The 26,408-nt window shown below is 40.6% G+C and carries 4 protein-coding genes; all 4 read right to left on the bottom strand.

Annotation, left to right across the window (positions count from 1 at the left end):
* Nucleotides 1-11: 11 nt before the first annotated feature.
* Nucleotides 12-13,865, bottom strand: a complete 13,854-nt coding sequence (locus ACQV1I_RS05440; RefSeq protein WP_116333041.1) for a non-ribosomal peptide synthetase — start codon at nt 13,863-13,865, stop codon at nt 12-14.
* A 28-nt stretch (nt 13,866-13,893) separates the two neighbouring features.
* Nucleotides 13,894-21,486, bottom strand: coding sequence for a non-ribosomal peptide synthetase (locus ACQV1I_RS05435; protein WP_116333040.1), 7,593 nt, complete (start codon nt 21,484-21,486; stop codon nt 13,894-13,896).
* A 2-nt stretch (nt 21,487-21,488) separates the two neighbouring features.
* A complete protein-coding gene (locus ACQV1I_RS05430; protein ID WP_116333039.1) occupies nt 21,489-23,414 on the bottom strand; it encodes a non-ribosomal peptide synthetase in 1,926 nt (641 codons plus the stop codon).
* A 681-nt stretch (nt 23,415-24,095) separates the two neighbouring features.
* Entirely contained in the window at nt 24,096-26,294 is a 2,199-nt protein-coding gene (locus tag ACQV1I_RS05425; protein WP_116333038.1) for a DNA topoisomerase III, read from the bottom strand.
* Nucleotides 26,295-26,408 lie beyond the last annotated feature (114 nt).

Below are 26,408 nucleotides of genomic sequence, written 5' to 3'. Positions count from 1 at the left end.
TCTCATTGTGATTACAGATCATCTATGTCTTCAAATAAATCATCTAATAGATCGTCTAGCTGTTCTTGGCTTAATTCCTTTTCTGTAAAATCAGTAGGTGTAAATTCTACAGTATCCTTTTCCAAGCAATGCTGAGTAATGAGAAGTAAATTGTGCTTGAAGCGCTCCATCAGGATTTCAACAATCGCTCGATCAACGGCTGCAGGAGCAAATCGGCAATTTACATGCAACTGGTTATTCGAGACCGCTCCATTAAACTCCAACAGGTGCGTGTCATAATATAGCGGGCTGATCGGCTGACCAGTAGGAATCCCAGCAGATTCGCTCTCCTCCTCTTGTTGATCAAATACCCCCAGATAGTTAAAGCTGATCTCTGGGCGAAGCGAGAAGGTAATATCCTGTTTGTTCGCATCGCTTGTCAGATGCTTGAGTATGCCGTATCCCATGCCCTTATTAGGAACTCGGCGCAGGGTTTCTTTTACCGATTTAATGATGAGAGGCAATTCGTCATTTTCTAAATCAATCACGACTGGGAACAGTGAGGTAAACCATCCAACAGTGCGGTTGACATCTACCCCTTCCCCTATTTCCTCACGACCATGACCTTCTAAGTGGATAGCCACTCGATTCTCTTTTGTCCATTCCTTATTGGCTAATCCTAATGCAGCAAGCAACAGATCATTAATCTCCGTTCGATAAGCTCGATGTACACGAGTAAGAAGATTTTGGGTTTCTTCTTCTGTTAGACTCATCGTGGCATATTCGCTATCCTTCACATAGTATCTACCGTCATTGTTTCCTTTTTTAGGAAGAGGGATGATAGATATTTCCTCCATCTGCTTCCAATATGGAATCTCGTGTAAAAGAGCATGACTATTTGCATATTCATTCAAGCGCTCACTCCATGTTTTAAAGGAGGTCGTTTTTTCAGGAAGTACAATTGCTTGACCTTGAATGACTTGCTGATAAGCAGTATGAAAATCCTCAAGCAAGATACGCCAAGAGACGCCGTCAATCACCAGGTGATGGATCACAATCAGTAAATAATCCCCAGCCTTGGTGGTAAATAAGCCAAGTCGTACCAGAGGTCCCTTTTCTAAATCAAAGCCTGCTTGCAATTGAGTAGTGATTTGCTCAATTTTCGTTGCCTGCGTATCAGTTGGTTCTTGGGTAAAATCGAACACCTGCAATGTGAACGCCTTCTCCTCAAGTCCCCTGTTGATCTGAGTCACCTTGTCCTCGGTATGCGGATACACCATTCGCAGGGCATCGTGATGCTCCGTTATTTTTTCAAATACCTTCTCGATCGCATCTTGGTTCCAGCCATTCGAGCTGTACAGTAACGAATCCTGATTAAAATGATGCGGCTGTTCCTGATTTTCTTCAAAGAATGTTTTTTGAATTGGCGTGAGCATAACTTCGCCTTCAACAGTTCCTTGTTCAAGTAATACCTGACTGGTTTGCATCCATGGAGCAAGCTCTGCAATCGTTGGGTGCTTAAATAGATGGCTGATTTCCAGCTTGCGATGATGACGACGCAATCTTGCTGTGATTTGAATTGCCTTGATTGAGTCACCGCCCAGCTCAAAGAAGTTATCGTAAATACCGATCCGCTCAACGCGTAACACCTCTTGCCAAATCTCAACAAGGATTTTTTGGTTTTCGGTAGTAGCCTCTACGTACTCCACTCCCGTTTGTATTTGTCCATCAGGCTCTGGCAAAGCTTTTTTATTCACCTTCCCGCTTGGTGTCAAAGGAAACTCCTCAAGCTCGATAAAATAAGCAGGAACCATATAATCGGGCAGTGTTTTTCCTAGATGTTTGCGCAGTTCTGCTACCGTCCATTCATTTGCTGCTACCAGATAAGCACACAGATAAGCTTGACCTTGTTCATCTTCACGAGCCAGCACAACCGCCTCTATTACCTGCTCATGCTCAAGAAGCCGCGTCTCAATTTCACCCAATTCAATTCGGTGTCCACGAATTTTCACCTGATCATCAATTCGCCCTAAAAACTCAATATTTCCATCAGGAAGCCAACGTACTAAATCCCCTGTCTTGTACATTCTTTCGCCTTGGGCAAATGGATTATTCACGAATTTCTCAGCTGTTAATTCAGGCCGGTTCCAATATCCAGGAGCAATCCCTACTCCACCGATGCATAGCTCGCCCGGTACCCCTATCGGCTGTAACTGATAATCCTGATTAATAATGTATGCTTTTTTATTTAACACTGGCTTTCCGATATGCGGCTTATCTTCAGGGGTGCATAAGCCAATCGTCGCATCTACCGTTGTTTCTGTCGGACCATATGCATTTAGGAAAATCCGATTGGCTCCCCATAGTTTGACTAAATCAACAGGTAATGCTTCTCCACCTGTACTGATATATTTCAATGCAGGTAACTCCTCATACGGCAATGCGCGTAATGCAGAAGGCGAGATAAACGGAATGGAAGTTATTTCGTTTTCTCTCAACCATTCAACAAATTCAATCCCTGCCATGAGAAGATTGCGATCTACTAGGTAGAGAGTAGCTCCATTTGTAAGAGTATGGAAAACCTCTCCTACGGACGCATCAAAACTATAGGAAGCAAACTGTAAAACGCGACTATTAGCAAAGATTCCATAGGTTTGGGCCATTAAACATAAATTACATACTGCTTGATGATCAATCATTACCCCTTTTGGTTGACCTGTCGAACCTGAGGTATAAATCATATAAGCCAAATCATCAGCTGTATTGACTATCCCTACATTCGTATCAGCCGCATGATACCATTGCATCTGTTCAATCAATATGCGATCACCTGTGAATTCTGATGGTACCTCATGCTTGTGCTGGAACAATAATAGCGATGCATGACTGTCTTCAAGAATATATAGCTTTCGATCTAGAGGATAATCAGGATCAATCGGAACATAAGCTCCTCCTGCTTTGAGAATTCCCATCATCCCAATGACTGTTTCTATAGAACGATCCGCCATGATTGCAACAAATTGATTTCTCTCTATGCCTTTGTCTATCAAGCAACGTGCCAATCTATTTGCACGTTCATTAAGCTCACGATACGAAATAGATTGATTTTGATATACAACCGCGATCTGTTCTGGTGAACGTTCGACTTGTTGCTCGAATAGGCTATGAATGGTTTGGTTATCAGGGTAATTGGACCTAGTATCATTAAATTGCGTCAAGATCTGTTCGATTTCTGGCAAGGTAGCAATTTTGATTTCAGCCAACTGTATTGCTGGATGCTCAATAATTTGTTGTAAAACATAGGTGAAATGCTGAGCCATCCGGCTAATTGTTTCTTCCGTATATAAGCTAGTGCTATATTCAATAGCAACCTTGAGTGTTTCTTCCTCAAGCATCGTCCAGTCCATGTCAAACTTGGCATTTTTCCATTCAAAATCAAATGGTTTGAAGGTCAATCCAGCCAAATCGATATCAGATATCTCCATATTTTGCAAAGTAAACATCGTATCGAAGAGAGGATGGCGACTCATGTCTCTCTGTAAATCAAGCTTCTCAACTAATTTCTCAAATGGATATTCTGCATTGGCATAAGCTTGTAAAACCTGTTCCTTAACTTGTGCAAGATAGGAAATAAAAGTCTGCTCGCCTGTAGGTTGTCCACGTAAAGCTAACGTGTTTACGAACATACCAACAATACTTTCTACGTCCGAATGAGCTCGTCCAGCAATTGGTGAACCGACGATAATATCATCTTGACCGGTATACTTGGCTAACAAGACCTGATACGCTGCTAGCAATGTCATATATAGAGTAGAACTCTGACTTGCCGATAATTTTTTCAGTTGTCTGAGGATGTCAGCATCAATCTCGAAAGTCCATAAATCGCCTTCAAACTGTTGGACTGCTGGACGTGGAAAATCTGTCGGCATCTCTAGTACAGGAGCTTCTCCAGCAAATTGGCTTAACCAATATCCTTCCTGATCTTGCAGGCGAGCCACTTGAGCATCAGTTTGTTGCCACACAGCGTAGTCTTTGTACTGTATCGTAAGAGGAGGCAGATCCTTTCCTTGATAGAACTGTGTTATATCTTGGAACAATACATTGGTAGAAACTCCGTCTGAGATGATATGGTGCATATCCAGCATGAATAGGAATTTCTCTTGGCTAACACGCACTACGCCTGCACGGAACAATGGAGCCTGACTGAGATCAAACGGACGTATAAATCCTGCTGTGATGCTTGCAAGGTCTTCTTCGTCTCCATCCATTATCTCTAAATCCCATACCACATCCTCATGTACCTGCTGCATCAGCTCTTCGTCAACCATATGAAATGAGGTTCGTAGCGACTCGTGTCTTTCGACCAATTTCTCAAGTGTTAGATGAAGCTTTTCAATTTCTAAAGCTCCTTCCACTTCAAGGAAAAGTGGCATATTGTAGCTTGTTGTTTGGATATTTCCTAAATGCTGGACCACGTACATCCGTCTTTGTGCAGAGGATACAGGATAGAAATCTTGCTTTGGAGCTGGTTCAATCTCCATGTGGCCTGATCGATCAAGAAGGTCGATCGTTGCTGCCAATTCTTTGACAGTAGGATGTGTGAATACCTCTTTTAAAGGCACTTCCATTCCTAGTTCTTTATTCATTCGTAAAACTAGCATCATCGCTTTTAGCGAATGACCTCCTAGTTCAAAGAACATATCTTGTGTACCGACTTTCTCTACACCCAAAATCTCTTGGAATAACTCTACTAATTTTGCTTCCGTCTCCGTTTCCGGTGCCACATAAACGCTGGTAATTTGTCCTTCCGGCTCTGGCAAAGCACGTTTGTTCACCTTACCATTGGAAGTGAACGGTAACTGCTCCAGTTCCACGAAATAAGTAGGGACCATATATTCTGGTAAAGCTTCACTGACATGCTTACGCAATTCCGCAACTGTCCATACCCCATTTGTAACCACATACGCACATAGGTACGAATGACCTTGCTCATCTTGTTTTGCCAGTAAAACCGCTGCACTTATCGAAGCATGCTCCAGTAATCTTGTCTCTATTTCACCCAGCTCAATTCGGTAACCGCGTACCTTCACCTGCTCATCCATCCGACCTAAATACTCAATGTTTCCATTCGGCAACCAGCGAGCTAGGTCACCGGTACGATACATTCTATCTCCTGAAACGAAAGGATTATCCACAAAGCGTTCTGCTGTCAGCTCTGGACGGTTTAAATATCCACGAGCAATTCCTGTTCCACCCACGCATAGTTCTCCTGGTACTCCAATCGGCTGTAGCTGATTATTCTCATTTAAGACGTAAACACTCGTATTGTTTAGAGGACGCCCAATCGGTATAATTCCTGTATCCTTAATGCTAGAATCCACCGTATAGGTGGTAGCAAATACCGTTGTTTCCGTAGGGCCATACCCATTTACCAGGCGACCTTCACCTAGATAATCCAGGGCTTTTTCTACATGCTTGAATGAAGCCTTCTCCCCACCAAATACAACCTTGCGCATGGATTTCATACTGGTCACGTCTAACTCCACCAAAGTATGGAACAGAGAAGTAGTCATAAACGAAACTGTAATATCCTGTTCTCGGATAATCTTCGCCAGCTCCATTGGATTGAGCATGACCTCTTTTGGCACCAGCACAAGAGTTGCCCCATTTAATAGAGCGCTATAGATATCAAAGGTAGAACCATCAAAAGCGTAGTTAGATAACTGTAATAGTCGATCTGTTGGTGCAATCTCAATATAGCCATTGTTGATGATGGTTTGCATAATGTTCTGATGAGTCGTTAGATTACCCTTCGGCTTACCGGTTGAACCTGAGGTGTACATAACATACGCCAAATCCTGTGCTTGATTGATTACCTCCAAATTAGACGCTTCTTCATGCATCCAGCTTTCTTCGGCTAAGAGTAGTACTTCGCCCTGATAGCTAGTAGGGACCATTTCCGTTTTTTGCACCAATAACAACTTAGTCCGGCTGTCCTCTAGCATGTGTTCAATCCGTTCTAGTGGATAAGAAGGATCTATTGGCATATAGGCTCCGCCTGCTTTTAAAATAGCAAGAATTCCTATCATCATCTCAATAGAACGATCAGTGATTAATCCAATGGCCTGATCAGGCTGTACACCATGCTTTCTTAGTACCTGAGCTAATTGGTTCACTTTTGCATGTAACTCACTGTATGTGAGGTGCTCTTCGCCAAACACAAGAGCCAGGTTATCTGGAAACTGCTGTACTTGTTGTTCGAATAAATGACAAATGGATGAATCGTGTAGATCATTAGTAGCTGTATTGTTAAAGACCGTCAGTATGTGCTGTTTTTCTTCGACTGTTGTGAGTTCAAAATCTTTTAGTAAGAAATCCGGATGTTTAGCCACTTGTTCTACTAAATAAGTAAAATGCTTTTCTAATCTTTGAATGGTTTCTCGTTTAAACAGGTTCGTACTATACTCTATCGAAATATACAGATTAGTCTGTTCGGCTATCATCCAGGTCATATCAAATTTTGCATTTTTCCAGTTTAAATCACGCGAATGAAGCTTTAGACCAGAAATATTTATCTCGGACATATCCATGTTTTGTAAAACAAACATCGTATCAAACAATGGATGACGACTCATATCTCTTTGTAAATGTAGCTTCTCTACCAACTCTTCAAATGGATAATCAGCGTTGGCATAGGCTTGTAGTACGTTTTCTTTCACTTCTGATAAATAAGAGACGAAGGATTGCTCTTCTTTTGGTTGACTACGTAAAGCTAGAGTGTTTACAAACATCCCAACAATACTCTCTGTATCAGCATGAGGTCTTCCAGCAATCGGAGTTCCAACAATGATGTCGTCTTGGCGGGTATACTTAGATAACAGGATTTGATAAATAGCCAACAAGGTCATATACAAAGTAGTTCCTTGCTCGGCTGACAATTGCTTTATGCTTTCTAATACTTTGGCGTCAATTTCAAACGACCAGGAATCTCCGTCAAACTGCTGCAAGGCTGGCCGTGGATAATCTGTTACCATTTCCAAAATCGGAAGGTCACCAGAAAACTGATCCAACCAGTACCTTTCCTGCTCCTGAAAACGAGCAACCTGAGCCATTCCTTGTTGCCACACCGCAAAATCTTTGTATTGAATCTTGAGAGGAGTCAGCTCCATACCTTGATACAATTGGGTTATATCCTGGAACAATACATTGATTGATACCCCATCTGAGATGATATGATGCATATCCAGCATCAATAGATGTCGTTCAGGATTTATTCGAATGAGCCCTGCACGGAATAATGGTGCCTTAGCAAGATCGAAAGGACGCATAAAGGCCTCAGTAAGCTGTTGAACTTCTTCCTCCACGGCATGAATCATTTCCATATCCCATGCGATTTCTGCATGCACCTTTTGCACCAATTCATCATCAACCATATGGAAGGAGGTCCGTAATGACTCGTGACGCTCGACCAGTTTTTTCAGTGCTAGAGACAGTTTTTCTATTTCAAGAGTGCCCTCCATTTCTAAATAGAAAGGCATATTGTAGCCTGTTGTTTCCACATCTCTCATTTGTTGAACAACATACATCCGTCGCTGTGCATTGGAAACAGGGTAGTACTCTTGCTTTATAGCCGGTTCGATTTCGGTGTAATCCGACTGTTCAGCCTGCTTAATATAGGCTGCTAATTCTTTAACGGTTTGTCTGGCGAATACTTCTTTTAACGGTACCTCTATTTCTAATTCCTTGTGTATTCTTGAAACCAGCATCATTGCTTTTAGGGAATGGCCACCCAATTCAAAGAATTTATCCTGCGTTCCCACTCGTTCTACAGCTAAGATTTCTTGGAAAAACTGAACTAGCTTCTCCTCTGTCTCATTCACTGCCGCCACATACTCATTGGTAATCACTCGGTCTGGTTCAGGCAATGCACGCTTGTCTACCTTACCATTGGAAGTAAGAGGTAGCTTTTCAAGCTCAACGAAATAGGATGGTACCATGTACTCTGGCAGAGCCTCCAGTAGGTGTTGACGTACCTGGCCCACCGTCCATTGATCCTTACTTACGACATAAGCGCACAGATAGGAATGACCTTGTTCATCACGTTTTGCGACAAGTACCGCTTCACTGATAGCAGGATACTCCAGGAGACTTTTTTCAATTTCGCCCAGTTCAATTCGATGGCCGCGAATCTTCACCTGTTCATCCATTCGTCCGATGTACTCAATGTTGCCATCTGGTAAGAATCTAGCCATGTCTCCCGTCCGATACATTCTTTCTCCGACAAGAAACGGGTTATCCACAAAGCGCTCTGCTGTCAGCTCTGGACGGTTTAGATAACCACGAGCTAATCCCTCCCCACCAATGCATAGCTCTCCTACTACTCCAATTGGCTGAGGCTGTCCATCTTTATTTAAGATGTACGCCTTCGTGTTATTAATCGGTCTACCAATGGGAACAGCTGCTTTCGTCAACATGGAGTGATCTACAGAGTAAAACGTAGCATACACTGTAGATTCCGTTGGTCCATATACATTGATAATCCGGTGCTCGTCCAAATAATCAAGGGCTTTTAGGACGTGCTTGACCGAAGCAAGCTCTCCACCGAATAATACCTTTCGTACCGATTGAAAGCATGTGATGTCCAAATCAACCAGTGTATTAAAGAGAGCGGTCGTCATAAAGGAAACCGTCACTTGTTCCTTCTTGATAAGATGTGCCAGCTCATTCATATTTAGAACTGTCTCTTTTGGTGCCATAACTAATGTAGCTCCATGTAATAACGCCCCATAGATTTCAAAGGTAGAGCCGTCAAAGGCATAATTAGAGAGCTGAAGCAAACAATCTCCTGGCGTAATCTCAATATATCCATTATTAATGACTGTCTTAATAATGTTTTGATGTGTTGTCAAAATGCCCTTAGGCTCTCCTGTAGAACCAGAGGTATACATCACATACGCCAAATCCTGAGCATCATTAATCAACTCTAAGTTGGACGCTTCTTCCTGCATCCAGCACTCTTCTGCTAGAAGCAATACTTCGCCCTGATACCCCTCTGGAATCATAGCGGCTTCCTGCACAATCAAAAGCTGTGCCTGACTATCCTCTAGCATGTAGGTAATCCGTTCTAATGGATAAGAAGGATCAATTGGCAAATAGGCTCCGCCAGCTTTTAAGATTGCCAAAATTCCTATCATCATTTCAATGGAACGATCAGTGATTAGTCCAACCGCTTGATCCGGCTGCACCCTATGCTTTCTTAATACGCGAGCAAATTGATTTGCTTTTGCATTCAACTGTCCGTAAGTAATTTCCTTATCTTTAAATAACAACGCTATCTGATCAGGGTTTTCCTCTACCTTCTGCTCAAATTGCTGATGGATCGTTTTATCACTCGGATAATCAGCTTCTGTATTATTAAACTCCTCCAAAAGCTGGTACACTTCTTCATCCGTTGCCAATTCCATATCTGTAAGGCTCAAGTCAGGATTTTTTGCCACTTGATTTAGCAAATGGGCAAAATGCTTCGCCATCCGCTCGATTGTTTCTTGCTTAAATAAGCGGGTACTATATTCAACTGAAAAATGTAAGGATTCTTTCTCTACAGCCGCCCATGTAAGATCAAATTTTGAATGCTTCCATTCCATGTCTTTCGTTATGATTGAAAGACCTTGTATCGCAACCTCTGTAATATCCATGTTTTGCATGACAAAGATTGTGTCAAATAAAGGCTGGCGGCTTAGATCGCGACTTGGATTTACCTTATCAACCAGTTCTTCAAATGGATAATCTGCATTGGATTGAGCTTGAAGAACCAGTTGTTTGATCGTAGAGAGAAACTCGCGGAATGTCTGAGTTCCCTCTGATTTAGTGCGGATAGCCAGCGTGTTAACAAACATCCCAACAATCGATTGCAAATCAGCATTTGTCCGCCCTGCTATCGGGGAACCTATCACAATATCGTTTTGCGACGAATACTTGGAAAGCAAGACATGATAAGCCGCCAGCAATATCATGTAAGCCGTGCAGCCCTCTTTAACAATGAGCTGTTGTAATTCCTTCCATACTTGCTGATTTAATGCAAAGTCCAATACGTCACCATCAAACTGCTGTATCGCTGGACGTGGAAAATCAGTAGGAAGCTCTAGTACAGGCACACTCTCTGAAAATTGTTTCAGCCAGTATTCCTCTTGTTCTTGCAGACGAGCAAGCTGAGCCTCTCCTTGTTGCCAGACGGCGAAATCCTTGTATTGAATTCGCAGGGCAGGCAGCTCTCGTCCACGATATAATTGCGTAAAATCTTGAAAGAGTATGTTAGTAGATACGCCATCTGAGATAATGTGATGCGTATCTAGCAGCAGCAAATGACGCTCAAAATTAACACGAATTAATCCTGCTCTAAACAATGGAGCTTGACCGAGATCAAAAGGACGAATGAAGGATTTTGTCAAAGCATAAACCTCTTCCTCGGACGCTTCCATCTCCTCCATTTCCCATGCCGCATCATCATGCACCTTTTGCAGCAAGGTCTCGTCAATCATATGGAATGACGTTCTCATTGATTCATGACGCTCTATCAATTTCTTCAGAGTTTGTCTTACATTTTCCCTATCAAGAGCCCCTTCTATTTCTAGCAAAATCGGCATATTGTAGCTGGTTGTATTCGTATCTCTGATCTGTTGCACAACAAACATTCGTCTTTGAGCAAAGGAGACTGGATAATACTCTTGTTTGGCGGTTGGTTCAATCATGCTATATGTAGAGCGATCCGTCTTATGAATATACGCTGCTAATTCTTTGATGGTAGGACGTGTGAATATCTCTTTTAACGGGACTTCGATTCCCATCTCTTTATGAATCTGTAAGACCAGCATCATTGCCTTAAGTGAGTGACCGCCAAGCTCAAAAAATGTATCCTGCGTGCCAACCCGCTCGACACTCAAAATTTCTTGGAAAAATTGAACCAGCTTTTCTTCTGTTTCGTTCTCTGGAGCAACGTAAGCACTCCCCATTTTTCTGTCTGGTTCAGGCAATGCTCGCTTATCTACCTTACCGTTTGCAGTAAGCGGTAGTTTTTCAATCTCGATGAAGTAGGAGGGTACCATGTATTCAGGCAGTGATTCCATTACGTGTTGACGTAGCTCTGTAACGGTCCAAAATGCCTGACCTACTACATAAGCGCACAGATAGGAATGACCTTGCTCGTCACGTTTTGCTAGAAGGACTGTTTCACTGATAGCAGGGTGCTGTAAGAGAACTTTTTCAATCTCGCCCAGTTCAATCCGATGACCACGAATCTTTACCTGTTCATCCACCCGTCCTATGTATTCAATGTTGCCATCGGGTAAAAAGCGGGCTAAATCTCCGGTACGGTACATTCGCTCACCTGAGACGAATGCATTATCCACGAAATGTTTCTGTGTTAGCTCTGGACGGTTTAGATAACCACGAGCTAATCCCTCCCCACCAATGCATAGCTCTCCTACTACTCCAATTGGCTGAGGCTGTCCATCTTTATTTAAGATGTACGCCTTCGTGTTATTAATCGGTCTACCAATGGGAACAGCTGCTTTCGTCAACATGGAGTGATCTACAGAGTAAAACGTAGCATACACTGTAGATTCCGTTGGTCCATATACATTGATAATCCGGTGCTCGTCCAAATAATCAAGGGCTTTTAGGACGTGCTTGACCGAAGCAAGCTCTCCACCGAATAATACCTTTCGTACCGATTGAAAGCATGTGATGTCCAAATCAACCAGTGTATTAAAGAGAGCGGTCGTCATAAAGGAAACCGTCACTTGTTCCTTCTTGATAAGATGTGCCAGCTCATTCATATTTAGAACTGTCTCTTTTGGTGCCATAACTAATGTAGCTCCATGTAATAACGCCCCATAGATTTCAAAGGTAGAGCCGTCAAAGGCATAATTAGAGAGCTGAAGCAAACAATCTCCTGGCGTAATCTCAATATATCCATTATTAATGACTGTCTTAATAATGTTTTGATGTGTTGTCAAAATGCCCTTAGGCTCTCCTGTAGAACCAGAGGTATACATCACATAAGCTAAAGCTTGCGCTTGATTAGTAGGAGGCAGGTTGGATACTTCCTCGTCCATCCAGCTCTCCTGTGTTAAAAACAATACCTCTCCCTGATAACTGGCTGGTAGCATTTCCTGTTTTTGTACCAATAAAAACTGCGTTTGATTATCCTGAAGCATATATTGAACGCGTTCAGTTGGATAAGTAGGATCAATAGGCATATAAGCCCCACCTGCTTTATAAATCGCCAAAATGCCTATTATCATTTCTAAAGAGCGTTCGGTGATTAGTCCAATTACATCATCAGGTTGTACACCTTTCTTTCTTAACACATGTGCCAACTGATTTGCTTTCGCATTTACCTCACCGTAAGTAAGCTTCTCTTCTTTAAACACAAGTGCAACCTGATTAGGGTTTTTCTCTACTTGTTCCTCAAACAACTGATGTATGGTTTTCTCTCTCGGATAATCTGCATAAGTATTATTAAAACCATGAAGGATTTGATCTTTTGTATCAGTTGTTAAAATATCGATTTCTTTTACGAGTATGCTAGGATTAGCAGCAACCGTTTCAGCGACAGTGACAAAATGGCCAATCACATTTGCTATGTATTCTGATGAATAAAGCTTGGAATTATATAAAATTTTAATGGATGATTCATCACCGATCTGAGCTTGCACACTTAGATCATAATTTGTTTGTTCATGATGGTCTGTGGCGAATGCGAGTGAGAATCCCAGCTCTTTTTTATCTGCCAGCTGATTAAAGCTGTCCATATCGATATAAAAATTTTCAAAAGCAATAATATGATTGATGAAATCCCCAGCTTCTGGATGAATATCTGCCAACGAAAGATAATCATATGATTCTGAAGCCAGGGCCATTTCTTGTACTTTGGTTACTAACGTCTCAAATCGTTCTTGTTGATCTGCCTTTATTCGTACTGGGATTGTATTAATAAATAAGCCAACCATTTTTTCAACATCAGGAATCTCTGCTGGTCTACCTGAAACAACTGAACCAAATACTACATCGTCCGTATTGTTGTATTTTTGTAATAAAATTCCCCAAATCGTTTGGAAAACAGTATTAACTGTAACCTGATAGGCTTTGGCTATTGCAATCAATCGATCAGCAGTTTCCTGATGTAATTTCACAATACTTTGCCCATGAGCATATTCTTCATGGTTTGCCCGAACCAGTTGCTGTGGAACACCTGTTACTTTGTCGTATCCTTCTAATAGCTGTTGATAAAACGTCTTTGCTTCTTGATGATCCTGTTTTTCCAACCATTGAATATGCTTGCTGTAAGGTGTCACATGCTCGAATGGAACAGGAGCATGATTCACGATCCCTTTATACATACGTAAGAAATCATTAAGTATGATTCCAAGGCACCAACCATCCATAATGATATGGTGATTACTCATAATTAACTGATACTGTTCCTGATCGAGTTTAAACAATGACAGTCGGATGAGAAGGTCCCGGGAGAGGTCAAACCCCTTCTCCCGATCCCTCATTTTAAACTGCTTGATGTAATTATCTTTTTCATCCGCCTCAAGATGAGAAATATCTTCAAAATAAATAGTGGAATTTCTTTCCTTCAATACCATTTGTACGGGTTCTTTTACTTTTTTGTAACGAAAAACAGTTCGTAAAATATCATGCTTTTTGATTAATTGATTAAAAGCTTCTTCCAAATATTCAAGCTCTACCTTGCCTTCCAAAGTAAAGATCAATTGATCAAAATAGGCATGATTTTCTTTATCTTTTAAGGAATGAAATAAGATCCCTTTTTGCATAGGAGATAAGCGATACAAATTTTGCACATTACTTCTGCTAAACATATCTAAATCACTCCATATTTTTGCCTAGTTATTTGTAAACCTCTTCTTCCAGGTCATCAAAAATATCATCTAGCTCTTCCATGGTGAGATCATTGATATCAAAATCGCTTGGTGTATGCTCTACCCCTTCTTTCGTCAAGCAATGACTAATAATCTCAAGCAAATAGGATTTGAAGTTTTGAACAAGGGATGCGATCGTTTCTGGATAGTAAGCGCTGGCGTTGTAACTAAAGTGCATTTGTAATCTGTCAGCCTCTATACTTCCATTGATATCTAGGGAAAGTTCACTAGTATTCTCTCGACTAATCAGATCACCCATCAAAGAAGAGTTCCCCTCTTCCTTATCTGTAAATTGACCTAAGTAGTTGAAGCTGATTTCTGGCTTAACCTCGAATGTCTCTTTTGCCAAATATTTGAGAACACCAAAGCCAAACCCTTTGTTAGGTACACGACGCAACGTTTCCTTCACCTGTTTAATTGCAAACGAAATATCTGTTTTCGTAAGGTGAATGGCAACTGGATACTCCGATGTAAACCAACCAATTGTACGGGAAATATCTACGTTTTCTAGAATCTCTTCGCGTCCATGCCCCTCCATGCTAACTAGCAGTTGTTCTTTATTCGTCCATTCTTTCAAAGCCAAAGCGAGTGCAGTGAGTAAAAGATCGTTCATTTCAGTCTGGTATGCCTTATGAGCTTCAGTTACCAGCTGTTGGGTTTCTTCTGTTGATAAGGACATCGATACAGTTAAAAAATCCTCATAGGTTGCCTTACTTGAGCTTGCTGTTTCTATATCTTTGATCAATGTGTAGTCCGTGATAGTCTCATCCAGATTGCGCCAATATGGAAGCTCCTTTTCTAGCTCTTTACTCTGGACATACTCTTGGAGCTTTTGAGACCATGCTTGGAACGAAGTAGTTTTTAATGGTAGAGAATCGTTTCCTCTATACAAATGATAGAAGTCTTCTAATAGGATACGCCAGGACACTCCATCCACTACTAAATGGTGAATAGCAATTAACAAATAATCTCCTTCATTTGTACGGAACAATCCGATTTGTACCAAAGGCCCCTGAGCTATATCCATATTTGCCTGTATCCGATTGGCCTCTGTTTTCCATTTCAACTGATCGTCCCCATCTTGTCTTACATCAATAATTTCGAAGTGATAGTTCGAGCCGTCCAATCCCCGATTGCGCTGTACGACCTCTTGATCGTCTAAGCTATATACCATTCGCAGTGCATCATGATGCTGCGTTAGAATCTCAAAAGCTTTGTCTACTTTCTGATCATCCCAGCCTTCAGCATTATAGAGAAGAATCGATTGATTATAATGATTGACCTGTGGGAATGTTTGGCTAAAGAACCAATGCTGGATCGGTGTAAGCGGAATATTCCCTTCTACTACTCCTTGGTCTATCTCCTGTACAATCTCTTGTACAAGCAGACTTAGCTCAGCAATCGTTGGGTTCTTAAACAATTCCCGCATTTTAACCTTTAGATTATGCTTATTGAGTCGAGCTGAAATTTGGATGGCTTTAATCGAATCTCCACCAAGTTCAAAGAAATTATCATGAATACCTATATTTTCATTACCAAGGACATCAGACCAAATCTGAGATAAAATGGATTGTACAAGGTTAGTAGGGGCTACATAATCTTGCCCTCTGTGCATTTGCTTTTCTGGTTTTGGTAATGCTTTTTTATCAACTTTTCCGTTAGGTGTCAGCGGTAACTCCTGCAACTCCACAAAATATGACGGTATCATGTAATCCGGCAAAGAAGCCTTCAAGTACTTACGCATATCAGCAGCATTCCATAATCCTTCTACAATCAAATAACTACATAGATATGTGGCTTCAGATTCATCAGAACGTGGAATGACAATCGCTTCTTTAATTGATGGATGCTCTAATAGCCTTGTTTCAATCTCTCCTAGTTCAATACGGTGCCCTCTAATTTTTACCTGATCATCTAATCTTCCGTAATATTCAATCGTTCCATCAGGTAGCCATCTGACTAAGTCACCAGAGCGATACATTCTTTCACCTGGGATAAACGGATTGGAAACGAATTTTTCTTGAGTTAAATCAGGTCTGTTTAGATAGCCAAGTGCAACCCCTTCGCCGCCAATGCAAAGCTCACCAGGAACACCAATCGGTTGTAATTGATTGCTACTATTCACTACGTACACCTTTTTATTCTTAACGGGTCTTCCAATATGCGGTTTCCCCTCTGGTGTACATATTCCTACGGTGGCATCTACAGTGGTTTCCGTCGGACCATATGCATTTAAAAAGATACGATTTTCTCCCCAAGCTTTAACTAGATCGGCCGGCAATGCCTCACCACCCGTACTTATATACGCGAGATCAGGTAAATCTTCATAAGGGAGCATTCGTAGGGCAGATGGTGAAATAAAAGGAATCGAGCTAATCTTATTTTTCTTTAACCACAAAACAAACTCGTTGCCTGATAAAAGTAAGTCTTTTTCTACCAAGTACAAGCAGGCGCCGTTTAATAATGTATAAAAAATTTCACCCACAGATGAGTCAAAACTAAAAGAAGCAAACTGTAGGACACGACTCGTAGGAGATATACCAAAGGTTTCAGCAGTAAGCTGCATGTTTATGACGCATCGATGGTTAATCAATACTCCTTTTGGTTTCCCTGTTGATCCGGATGTATAAATAATATAAGCCAAGTCAGATGAGCTATTGACCCTGGATACATTTTCTACGTCCATCTCAAGCAATTCCGGAGTATCAATAGAAATTACTTTACCCTCAAAGGAAGCAGGTGCTGTTTGTTCACTTTGCTTTAAGAGAATCTTAGCTTTGCTATCAGATAACATATAATCGATTCGATCCTCGGGATAATCAGGATCAATAGGTAAGTAGGCTCCGCCCGCCTTCAAAATACCTAGCATACTAATAATCATCTCAAGCGATCGATCTACCATTAAACCAATAAAATCATTAGCTGAAATCCCGTTGGCACGTAACAAATGCGCTACTTGGTTAGCACGTTGGTTTAATTCCTGATAGGTCAATTGTTTGTCTTTAAAAACTAGAGCCATGCTATCCGGGGTTTTGTCTACCCATTCTTCAAATTGTTCCTGAATCGTTTTTTGTCGGTCAAAGTATTTATCTGATTGATTAAATTCAATCAAAATCTGTTGTTTTTCTGCTTCGGTCAGTAATTCAATATCAGAAATAGACAGTTTTGGATGCTCTATTATTTGCTCCAAAATATGCTCGAAATGTTTAGACATTCGTTCTACAGTCAATCGATCGAACAGGCTCGTGCTATACTCAACCAAAACTTGAAGTGATTCACCTTCCACCACTGTCCAATCCAAGTCAAATTTCGCTTTCTTCCAATCAAACAAACGTGGGCAGAATCGTAATTCATCGAATTGTACAGCAGATGGCAATTTCTCTACGGAGAACATAACATCGAATAAAGGATTACGGCTTATATCTCGCTGAACCAGCGTTTTTTCAACCAGTTCTTCAAATGGATAGTCTGGATTTTGATAAGCACCTAGTACCGTTTCTTTGACTTCAGAAAGATACTCTAAGAAGGAATAGTCTACTTTTGGAGTTGTTCTGATTGCTAACGTGTTTACAAACATACCAAATACCCGGTCTAAATCTGCATGTGGGCGACCAGCAATCGGTGTCCCTACGATTATGTCCTCTTGACTTGTATATTTGGTCAATAGAACGTTATAGACGGTCAGCAATACTGTATATAGCGTCGTTTTTTCTCTAATCGCTAATTTTCTCAGTTTCTCCGTTATATCAACAGATAACTCGTATGTGAACAATGCTCCAGCAAACTGTTTATCAACGGGACGTTGGTAATCTGTGGGCAATTCCAGGACAGGAATTTCACCTTGGAATTGACGTAACCAGTATTCCTCTTGCTGTTGCAAACGCTTCTGTTGTTCTTCGGAATGCTGCCAAACTGCATAATCCTTATATTGTATCTTGAGAGGTGGTAATTCCTCGCCCTGATACAGCTTAGTCAGTTCCTCAAAAAAGATTTGGTATGAGAATCCATCAGAAATAATATGATGCATATCTAGTAGCAAAACATGCTGATTAGCATTGACACGAAGTAGCTTAGCTCTAAAAAGAGAAGCTTGACTCAAATCAAATTTGCGAAGGAACTGAAACATTTTATCTTCAATTTCTTGCTCCACAGCCACAACTGGCTCTATATCTATGTCTAAATCCCACAATACATCTGCATGTATCTTTTGCATCAATACTTCATCGATCATATGAAATGATGTCCGTAAGGCCTCATGCCTTTCCACAAGACTCTTTAGTATCTGTTGTAGCTTGTCTACTTGAAGAGGTCCTGTAATTTCCATCATAAACGGCATGTGATAACTGCTGGTTGCTTCGTCAGCTTCCCATTGTTGCGCGATATACATACGTTTTTGGGCAGCTGTAACTGGATAGTATGTTTTCTTTTCCGCTGCTTCAATTTCTATATAATTTGCTTCTTCTGACTGAGTCAGGTACGCAGCCAATTCCTTCACAGTCGGACGACTGAACACTTCCTTTAGTGGTATCTTTACGCCAAAATCCTTATGAATTCGAGAAACCAGCATCATTGCTTTTAAGGAGTGCCCACCTAGTTCATAAAAGCTATCTTGTGTACCAACAAGTTCTACATCCATAACCTCCTGGAATAGCTGAACCAATTTTTCTTCCGTCTCATTCTCCGGGATGGCATATGCTTGTAAAGCCTGGGATTCCGGTTCAGGCAAGGCTCTCTTATCCACTTTCCCATTAGAAGTAAGTGGTAGGCTATCTAGCTCTATGAAGTAGGAAGGAACCATATACTCTGGCAAGGTTTCCATCAGATAATTGCGTAATTCCGTTACAGGGCAGAAGTTGTCTGTAACAAGATATGCACCTAAGAAGGAATGGCCTCTTGCATCCTGTTTTGCAACTAGCACTGTTTCGCGAATAGAAGGATGTTCGAGCAGCTTTGCCTCAATCTCCCCTAACTCGATGCGATGCCCACGAATCTTGACTTGTTCATCAATCCGCCCCATGTACTCCATTACACCTTCAGACAACCAACGTACTAGGTCACCTGTACGGTACATTCTCTCACCTGGTTTAAGTGGATTTTCAACAAATTTTTCTGCTGTTAAGTCTGGTCGATTGAGATACCCTAGTGAAATACTTTCCCCAGCTACACATAACTCACCTGGTACTCCAAGTGGTTGTAATTGGTCATCGAGTCCAAAAATATATACCGAAGTGTTGCTCAAAGGACGACCGATCGGGACACTTCTCAGCTTTTTAATCGTATGATCGACTGTATAGCTAGTGGCGCACACCGTCGTTTCTGTCGGACCATATTCATTTACCAGACGTCCCTCACCCAAATAATCTAGTGCTTTTTCTACATGATAAAATGAGGCCTTTTCCCCACCAAATAAAACCTTACGCATGTTTTTGAAGCTGGTTACATCCAGATCAACCAACGTATTAAACAGAGAGGTTGTCAGTAAACATACCGTAATGCTGCTATCTCTCATGATTGCTAACAGGTCGGCTGGATTCATTAGTGTTGGCATTGGAATTAACACAAGAGTAGCTCCGTTTAATAAAGCACTGTATATATCAAAGGTTGACCCATCAAAAGCATAATTAGATACTTGCAGGATTCGATCTGTTGAAAAGATATCGATATAGCCATTGTTGATTATCGTTGTCATAATGTTTCGATGGGTTATCAGGATACCTTTTGGTTTTCCTGTTGTTCCCGATGTATACATGACATTAGCAACATCCTGCGGTTGATTGACCAGCTCCAGGTTCTCTGTCGTCTCACCTTCCCACAGTGCCTCTGTCAGAATAAATACTTCCCCTTGATAATCGGCTGGAATCAGATCTGCTTTTTGTACGAGTAAGAGATATGTTCGGCTATCTTCGAGCATATAGTTGATACGCTCAGAAGGATACGTGGGATCTATAGGCATATAAGCTCCACCTGCTTTTAATATCCCAAGTACACCTATTATCATTTCTAGTGACCGCTCTGCAATTAGACCAATTACCTGATTAGGAAGCGTATTATGTTTTTGTAATACACGTGCCAGTTGATTCGCTTTAGCATTCAATTCTCCATAGGTAAGCTGCTTTTCCTCAAACACCAGTGCCACATGATCTGCATACTTTTCCACTTGCTCTTCAAATCGTTTATGCAGCGTTTGCTTGTCTGGATAATCAATAATTGTTTGATTCCATTCCTCTACCAACAAGTGGCTTTCCTGTTCATCAAGAATAGATCGTTTATCTATTTTTTCATCAATTTGAAGAGCGATCTTTTCTAAAATTCTTTGATAATATTTGATTAGTTTTACAGTTTCTTCCTCTGGTAGTGCTGATACAACTCGCACAAAATAATCATCCATTGTGGTGGAAACGGAAAAATCAAACATGGTGTTCGTCTTCTCATATCCGTCTAACCAGAACTTAACTTTATGATCTTTTATCCCTTTAAATACATGGAAATCGACAAAGTTAAAAAGACAATCAAAAACCGGATTACGCTCGCTTCCCGTCTCACCAATTCCTTCAATAATCTTTGCAAAGGAAAGCCTTCCATATGTTTTAATCTCAACAAGCTTTTGCTGTGTCTGCTCTAAAAGCTCTTTCCAGCTCATATCCTTTTTGATAATGGCGCGAAACGGAACGGAGTTGAGAAAACATCCCAGCACCTTTTCAGCATCTTCCGTAATCGGTCGATTATTCTCAATGAGTCCCACAGTCAAATCTCTCTCATAGGAAATCATATGCATCATAGAGAGAAAGGCTGTTAGGCATACGGTCTTTAAAGGAATGTGATGAGCTTGTGCAATCTCCCTGCATTTATTTATGATATCGGGGTCTAATTTCTCAACAACCGTAACGTGAATACCGCCATTTTCATCCATTTTTACTGGTAGTTGTAGCCGTTTGTAATCTTTTAATTCGTCTATCCAAAATTCACGGAGCTCATTTTGCTCAGATAGTAGCATCTGATCGATAACATAATCCTTATAGGTAGTCTGTAATGGCTCTACAATTAAATTTTTTTGCTTTAATTTGAAATAAACATCAATTAACTCCGTAATAAAAGATGCAACGCTCCATCCATCCAAAATGGCATGATGAAAAATCCAGACAAGAGCAACTTGTTTTGCATTCAGTTTAAAAACTCGCATTCTCCATAAAGGAGCTGTTGTTACATCAAAAGGTGATAGCCGATCCTCTGCCAAATAGCGATGGATATGTTCTTTTTGTTGCTCTTCCAAATGTGTAATGTCTATTTCATCAATCTGAACAGATACATCCTGGTGCACTACCTGAACCGGTGTAGAAAATTCCTCAATATGAAAGCTTGTTTTTAAGATGTCATGCTTATCAACCATCATTCTCATCGCTTGTTCTAGCACATGAACATCAAATGAATCATCATCTACTTGATAAACAAATTGATCATGGTATACAGCTTCATGTACATGTTTTAATGAATGGTAGACCATTCCTAGCTGTATATCGCTCATTGGAAATAGGTCTTTAGCATTGCTTAGCTTATCCGACATGACTATTTATCACTTCCCAAAATTTTCTCTTTTAGACGGTCCAATTCTTGAAGTTTCAACAGTTTTTGATTATTAGATTGCTTACCTTTTTCGCCAATTTGCTGACCCATTTCTCTAATGGTTCCATGCTTATACAAATCTCCAATTTGGAAGCTAATCTGAAATTCTTTGTTTATAGCGTGCAATAGCTTAATTGCTTTGATGGAATCGCCACCTAAAGCAAAATAATTATCATCTATGCTGATAGGTTCCATTCCGATATTTTCTTCCCATATAAGGACTAATTGCCGTTCTGTAGGTGTTTGTGGAGCTGCATACGTTCCTGTAGAGCTTTCTTGAAGTGATGGTTCTATTCTACGAAGTGATTCTTTATCAATTTTTCCATTTGGCGTAATAGGCATATGCGACACAAATATAAAATGAGCTGGAATCATGTACGAGGGTAATGTTGTAGTAAGTTGATTACGAAGATCTGCTGGTGCCCAATCTTCAGTAGATGTTAAATAGGCATGTAATTGTGGTTGTTCATTTTTATCATTTGTAACTAAAACTACTGCTTCCTTCATCCCTTTTTGCTTCAAAAGCTCGGCTTCTATTTCTCCGAGTTCAATGCGATAGCCCCTGATTTTTACCTGTTGGTCAATCCTGCCTAGGTATTCTAGCTCTCCTTCAGGTAACCATCTAGCCAAGTCACCCGTACGATACATTCTTTCTCCGGGAACAAAGGGGTTATCCATAAATCGTTCTTCCGTCAATTCAGGTTTGTTTAAATAACCGCGGGCTACTCCTTTGCCGCTCACATACAGTTCACCTTTCACCCCTATTGGAGCTAGGTTTCTCCTAGAATCTAAAACATAGGTTTTTAACGTAGGGATAGGCTTTCCAATATTACTAATTGTGCTGTCCATATCATGTAAGTCAAATTCCTTATAAGTCACATGAACAGTTGTTTCTGTAATGCCGTACATATTAATCAAGGCTGTGTTTGGATATTTTTGCTTCCATGCTAGTAACTGTGACGGTGTTAACGCTTCTCCACCAAAGATGATTTTACGAATCGATAAATTACTATCAGAATGTTGCATCTCTTCAGAGGAGAGTTGATAAAAAGCTGTAGGGGTTTGATTCAAAATCGTAACCTTTTGCTCTTGAAGTAAATTTCGGAACGCATGTGGATCTCTCGCTATCTCAAAGGAAACGAGGATGATTCTTCCTCCATACAGTAAAGCCCCATACATCTCCCAAACTGAGAAGTCAAAACAGAACGAATGGAAAACGGTCCAAACATCGTCACTAGTAAAATCAAATAGATTTCTGTCATTAAATAACAAGCGAATCACATTGCGATGTTCAATCATAACCCCTTTTGGTTTACCAGTGGAGCCAGATGTGTAGATAATATAGGCCAAATCCTCAGGCTTATTTACATGTACTAAATTGGAGATTTCCTCGTTTAATAGAGCCGTATCATGCAAGAAGATCAGCTCTGCATTGCAGCCTTCTAGAACCATCTCTCTATCTTCGGCAAGTACAATCTTAGTTTGGCTGTCATTGATCATATAATGAATACGTTCTGTAGGATATGTAGGATCAATAGGCATATAAGCGGCCCCAGCCTTTAATACACCGAGAATTGAAATGAGCATGTCAGTATTGCGATCTGCTAGAATCCCAACAATTTCGTCTGGAACAACTCCATGCTTCCGTAAGCTATGTGCCACTTGATTTGCTCGTTCATTAATTTGTTTATAGGTCATACTTTGTTCATTAAAAATTACCGCAGTTTGATCCGGTCTTTCTTGTACCTGCTTTTCAAACAATGCATGAATGGTCATCTCCTGAGGAAAATTAGCGTCCGTATCATTGAATTGATTCAATAACTTATGCTTTTCTGTTTCATCCAAAAAATTTAATGTAGATAAATCCATCAGGACCACCTCTTTGTCTTATAAAATGAAAAACGAAAAATTCTGAACCAACTTTGGTTTATCTTCCTTTTAACAGATAACAATTTGTTCACATCACCACTAACATTTACGCTACCAATTATGCGACAAAAAACTGCATTATAATACATAAAATTACAGGGTTATTTTTCAATACTACCAATAATGGTCATTTTCTTCAATATTTTTCTAGCACATTTTATTATTATGTTTTTATTATGTAAAAATAATGACTTTGTTTCTTGTAGATTAGTAACAATGTTATTTATCGATCATATTATTGTTATTTTTTTGATATATTGCTGTTTTTTATTAGACTAAAAAAAGAATTCGCTTTCAAATTGCGAATGTAGACGTAAAACCTCGTGCCTATAGCCTTCTTGTATAGTGAACAGTGTTCTCTACCATAAATATGCCAATATATAAAAACACTTACATTTTATAGAACATACTAATCTATCAACCAATTTACTTTATGAATAAAATATATGTATGTACTTCTCTCAAGAGTCATTAACATAAAAATAATAAATTCTGAAAATACCTCTCTACTTTGTTATTGTCTTTTTTTCGAGTAAACATAGACACTAAAATAGGCGCCCTTTCTCACGGATAAATGAAGAGAGGGCGCCTATACATACAAGTACATTTTTTATTATAAAATTACTGATCTAGCTTAAAATTCTTCAATGCCTCCATCAAAGCTGGATTACCTATGTCTTTTTGGTCGTGTTGCTGTTTTTTCATATATTGCGCTACATCTCGCTTGGAAACATTCGTCTGTTTCTCTTTGCCACGTCGGTCGTTAAACGCAGACAATTTTTCACGATGACCGCATTTGCATACGAAGATCTTGCCTTCTCCTTCACCACGCATCTCCATCTTTTTCCGACATTGTGGGCATCTTGCGTTTGTAACCTTGGATACATTCTTACGATGACCGCACTCTCGATCCTGACAAACCAGCATTTTTCCTTTTTTACCATTCACCTCGAGCATCAGCTTTCCACAATCCGGACATTTGGAGCGAGTCAGATTGTCATGACGGAATTTTTGCTCGCTACATTTAATTTGTTGAACGATTTGCTCGGCATACTTCTTCATTTCCTGTATGAAGCTGTTTTTAGCTAAGCTTCCTTTCGAGATAGCCCCTAGCTTCATTTCCCATTCGGCAGTAAGAGCAGGAGAGCGGAGTTCTTCTGGTACAAGCTCCAACAACTGCTTTCCTTTAGATGTGATATGAATATGCTTGCCACGCTTTTCAATCAAGAAGCTATTAAACAATTTTTCAATAATATCTGCGCGAGTGGCAACTGTTCCTAATCCACCTGTGTCACCCAATGTTTTGGCTACCTGCTTATCAACCTGTCCCATATAGCGGACAGGATTCTCCATAGCGGAAAGTAGTGTAGCCTCTGTAAATGGCTCTGGAGGTTTTGTTTCCCCTTTCGTAAGAGAAACGGTTTGTACAGGCATTTGCTCACCTTGTTGTAGCTTTGGTAAAAGCTGCTCTTTTAATCCATCTCCGTTTTCCTCTTCATCAAAATGGTTGTCGTAGATTTCTTTCCAGCCTTGATTCGTGATCGTCTTCCCTTTTGCTAAGAATTCGCCATCGCCAATGCGAGCACGAATACTAATTTGTTCATATTCAAAAGGTGTATATAGCACAGCCAGAAAGCGTTTAACAACAAGGTCATATATTTTACGTTCCTTGTCGCTAAGCTTATTCATCAGCACAGATTGCTCAGTTGGAATAATCGCATGATGATCAGATACCTTGCTATCATCCACTACATGTTTACCCGCTCGAATCGGTTGCTTTAACAGCTTAGCAGCAAACGGAGTGTATGGTTTAACCGAAATAGCCCTCAATCGATCAGGTATTGTTTCGACAATATCTGATGTCAGATAGCGAGAATCTGTGCGCGGGTACGTGAGCACCTTATGTGTTTCGTACAATCCTTGCATGACGGAGAGGGTCTCCTTTGCCGAAAAACCAAACCGCTTATTCGCATCACGTTGTAGCTCGGTTAGGTCGTATAAAGCTGGAGCAAAGCTTTTCTTGTTAGCCTTCTGGATATCAATAATTTCCGCTTGTTTATTTTTACTGCTTTCGACAATTTTCTCGGCCTTCTCTTTGGTAAACGTCTTCATATCTTTTGTCTGCTGATCCTGCCACGTAAGTTTTAAACCATTGCCTGTTATCGCTTGTACGCCATAATAAGGACGAGGAACGAATTTTTGAATCTCCTCCTCACGTTTAGCAATCATAGCCACAGTAGGAGTTTGAACACGTCCACAAGAGAGCTGAGCATTATGCTTTGTTGTAAGAGCACGGGTGGCATTGATACCGACAAACCAGTCGGCTTCAGCACGAGCAACAGCAGAAGCATAAAGATTCTCGTACTCCTTGCCATCTCGTATCTTTCTGAAGCCATCCGTAATTGCTTTATCAGTCACAGAGGATATCCACAAGCGCTTCACAGGCTTTTTCACGTGCGCTTTTTCTAAAATCCACCTCGCCACCAACTCACCTTCACGTCCAGCATCCGTAGCAATAATCACTTCTGTAACATCCTGACGACCTAACAATTTTTTAACAATCTGATATTGCTTAGAGCTCTGTCTGATGACTGTCAATTGCAGGCGAGATGGCAACAGCGGTAAATCCTCCAGCTTCCATGATTTATAGGTCTCTCCATAGACTTCAGGATCAGCTAACGTAACAAGATGACCAAATGCCCAAGTTACTACATATTTGTCGCCTTCAAGGTACCCATTCCCCTGCTTGGTACATTTCAAAACTCTGGCGATATCTTTACCCACTGAGGGTTTCTCTGCTAAAACAATCTTTTTACTCATGTTGTCATCCTCTCAAAACCGGATTCTATCGGTTGAATATGACGATCTCATTATGTCAACCATTCTCCTTCTTATGATACCGCTGTCTGGCTCTGAGTACAAATAGAAACAAAA

The organism is Brevibacillus sp. JB24b (assembly GCF_051713385.1).
In the GTDB taxonomy this organism is placed as follows: domain Bacteria; phylum Bacillota; class Bacilli; order Brevibacillales; family Brevibacillaceae; genus Brevibacillus_B; species Brevibacillus_B laterosporus.
This window is presented reverse-complemented; position numbering and strand designations above follow the sequence as displayed.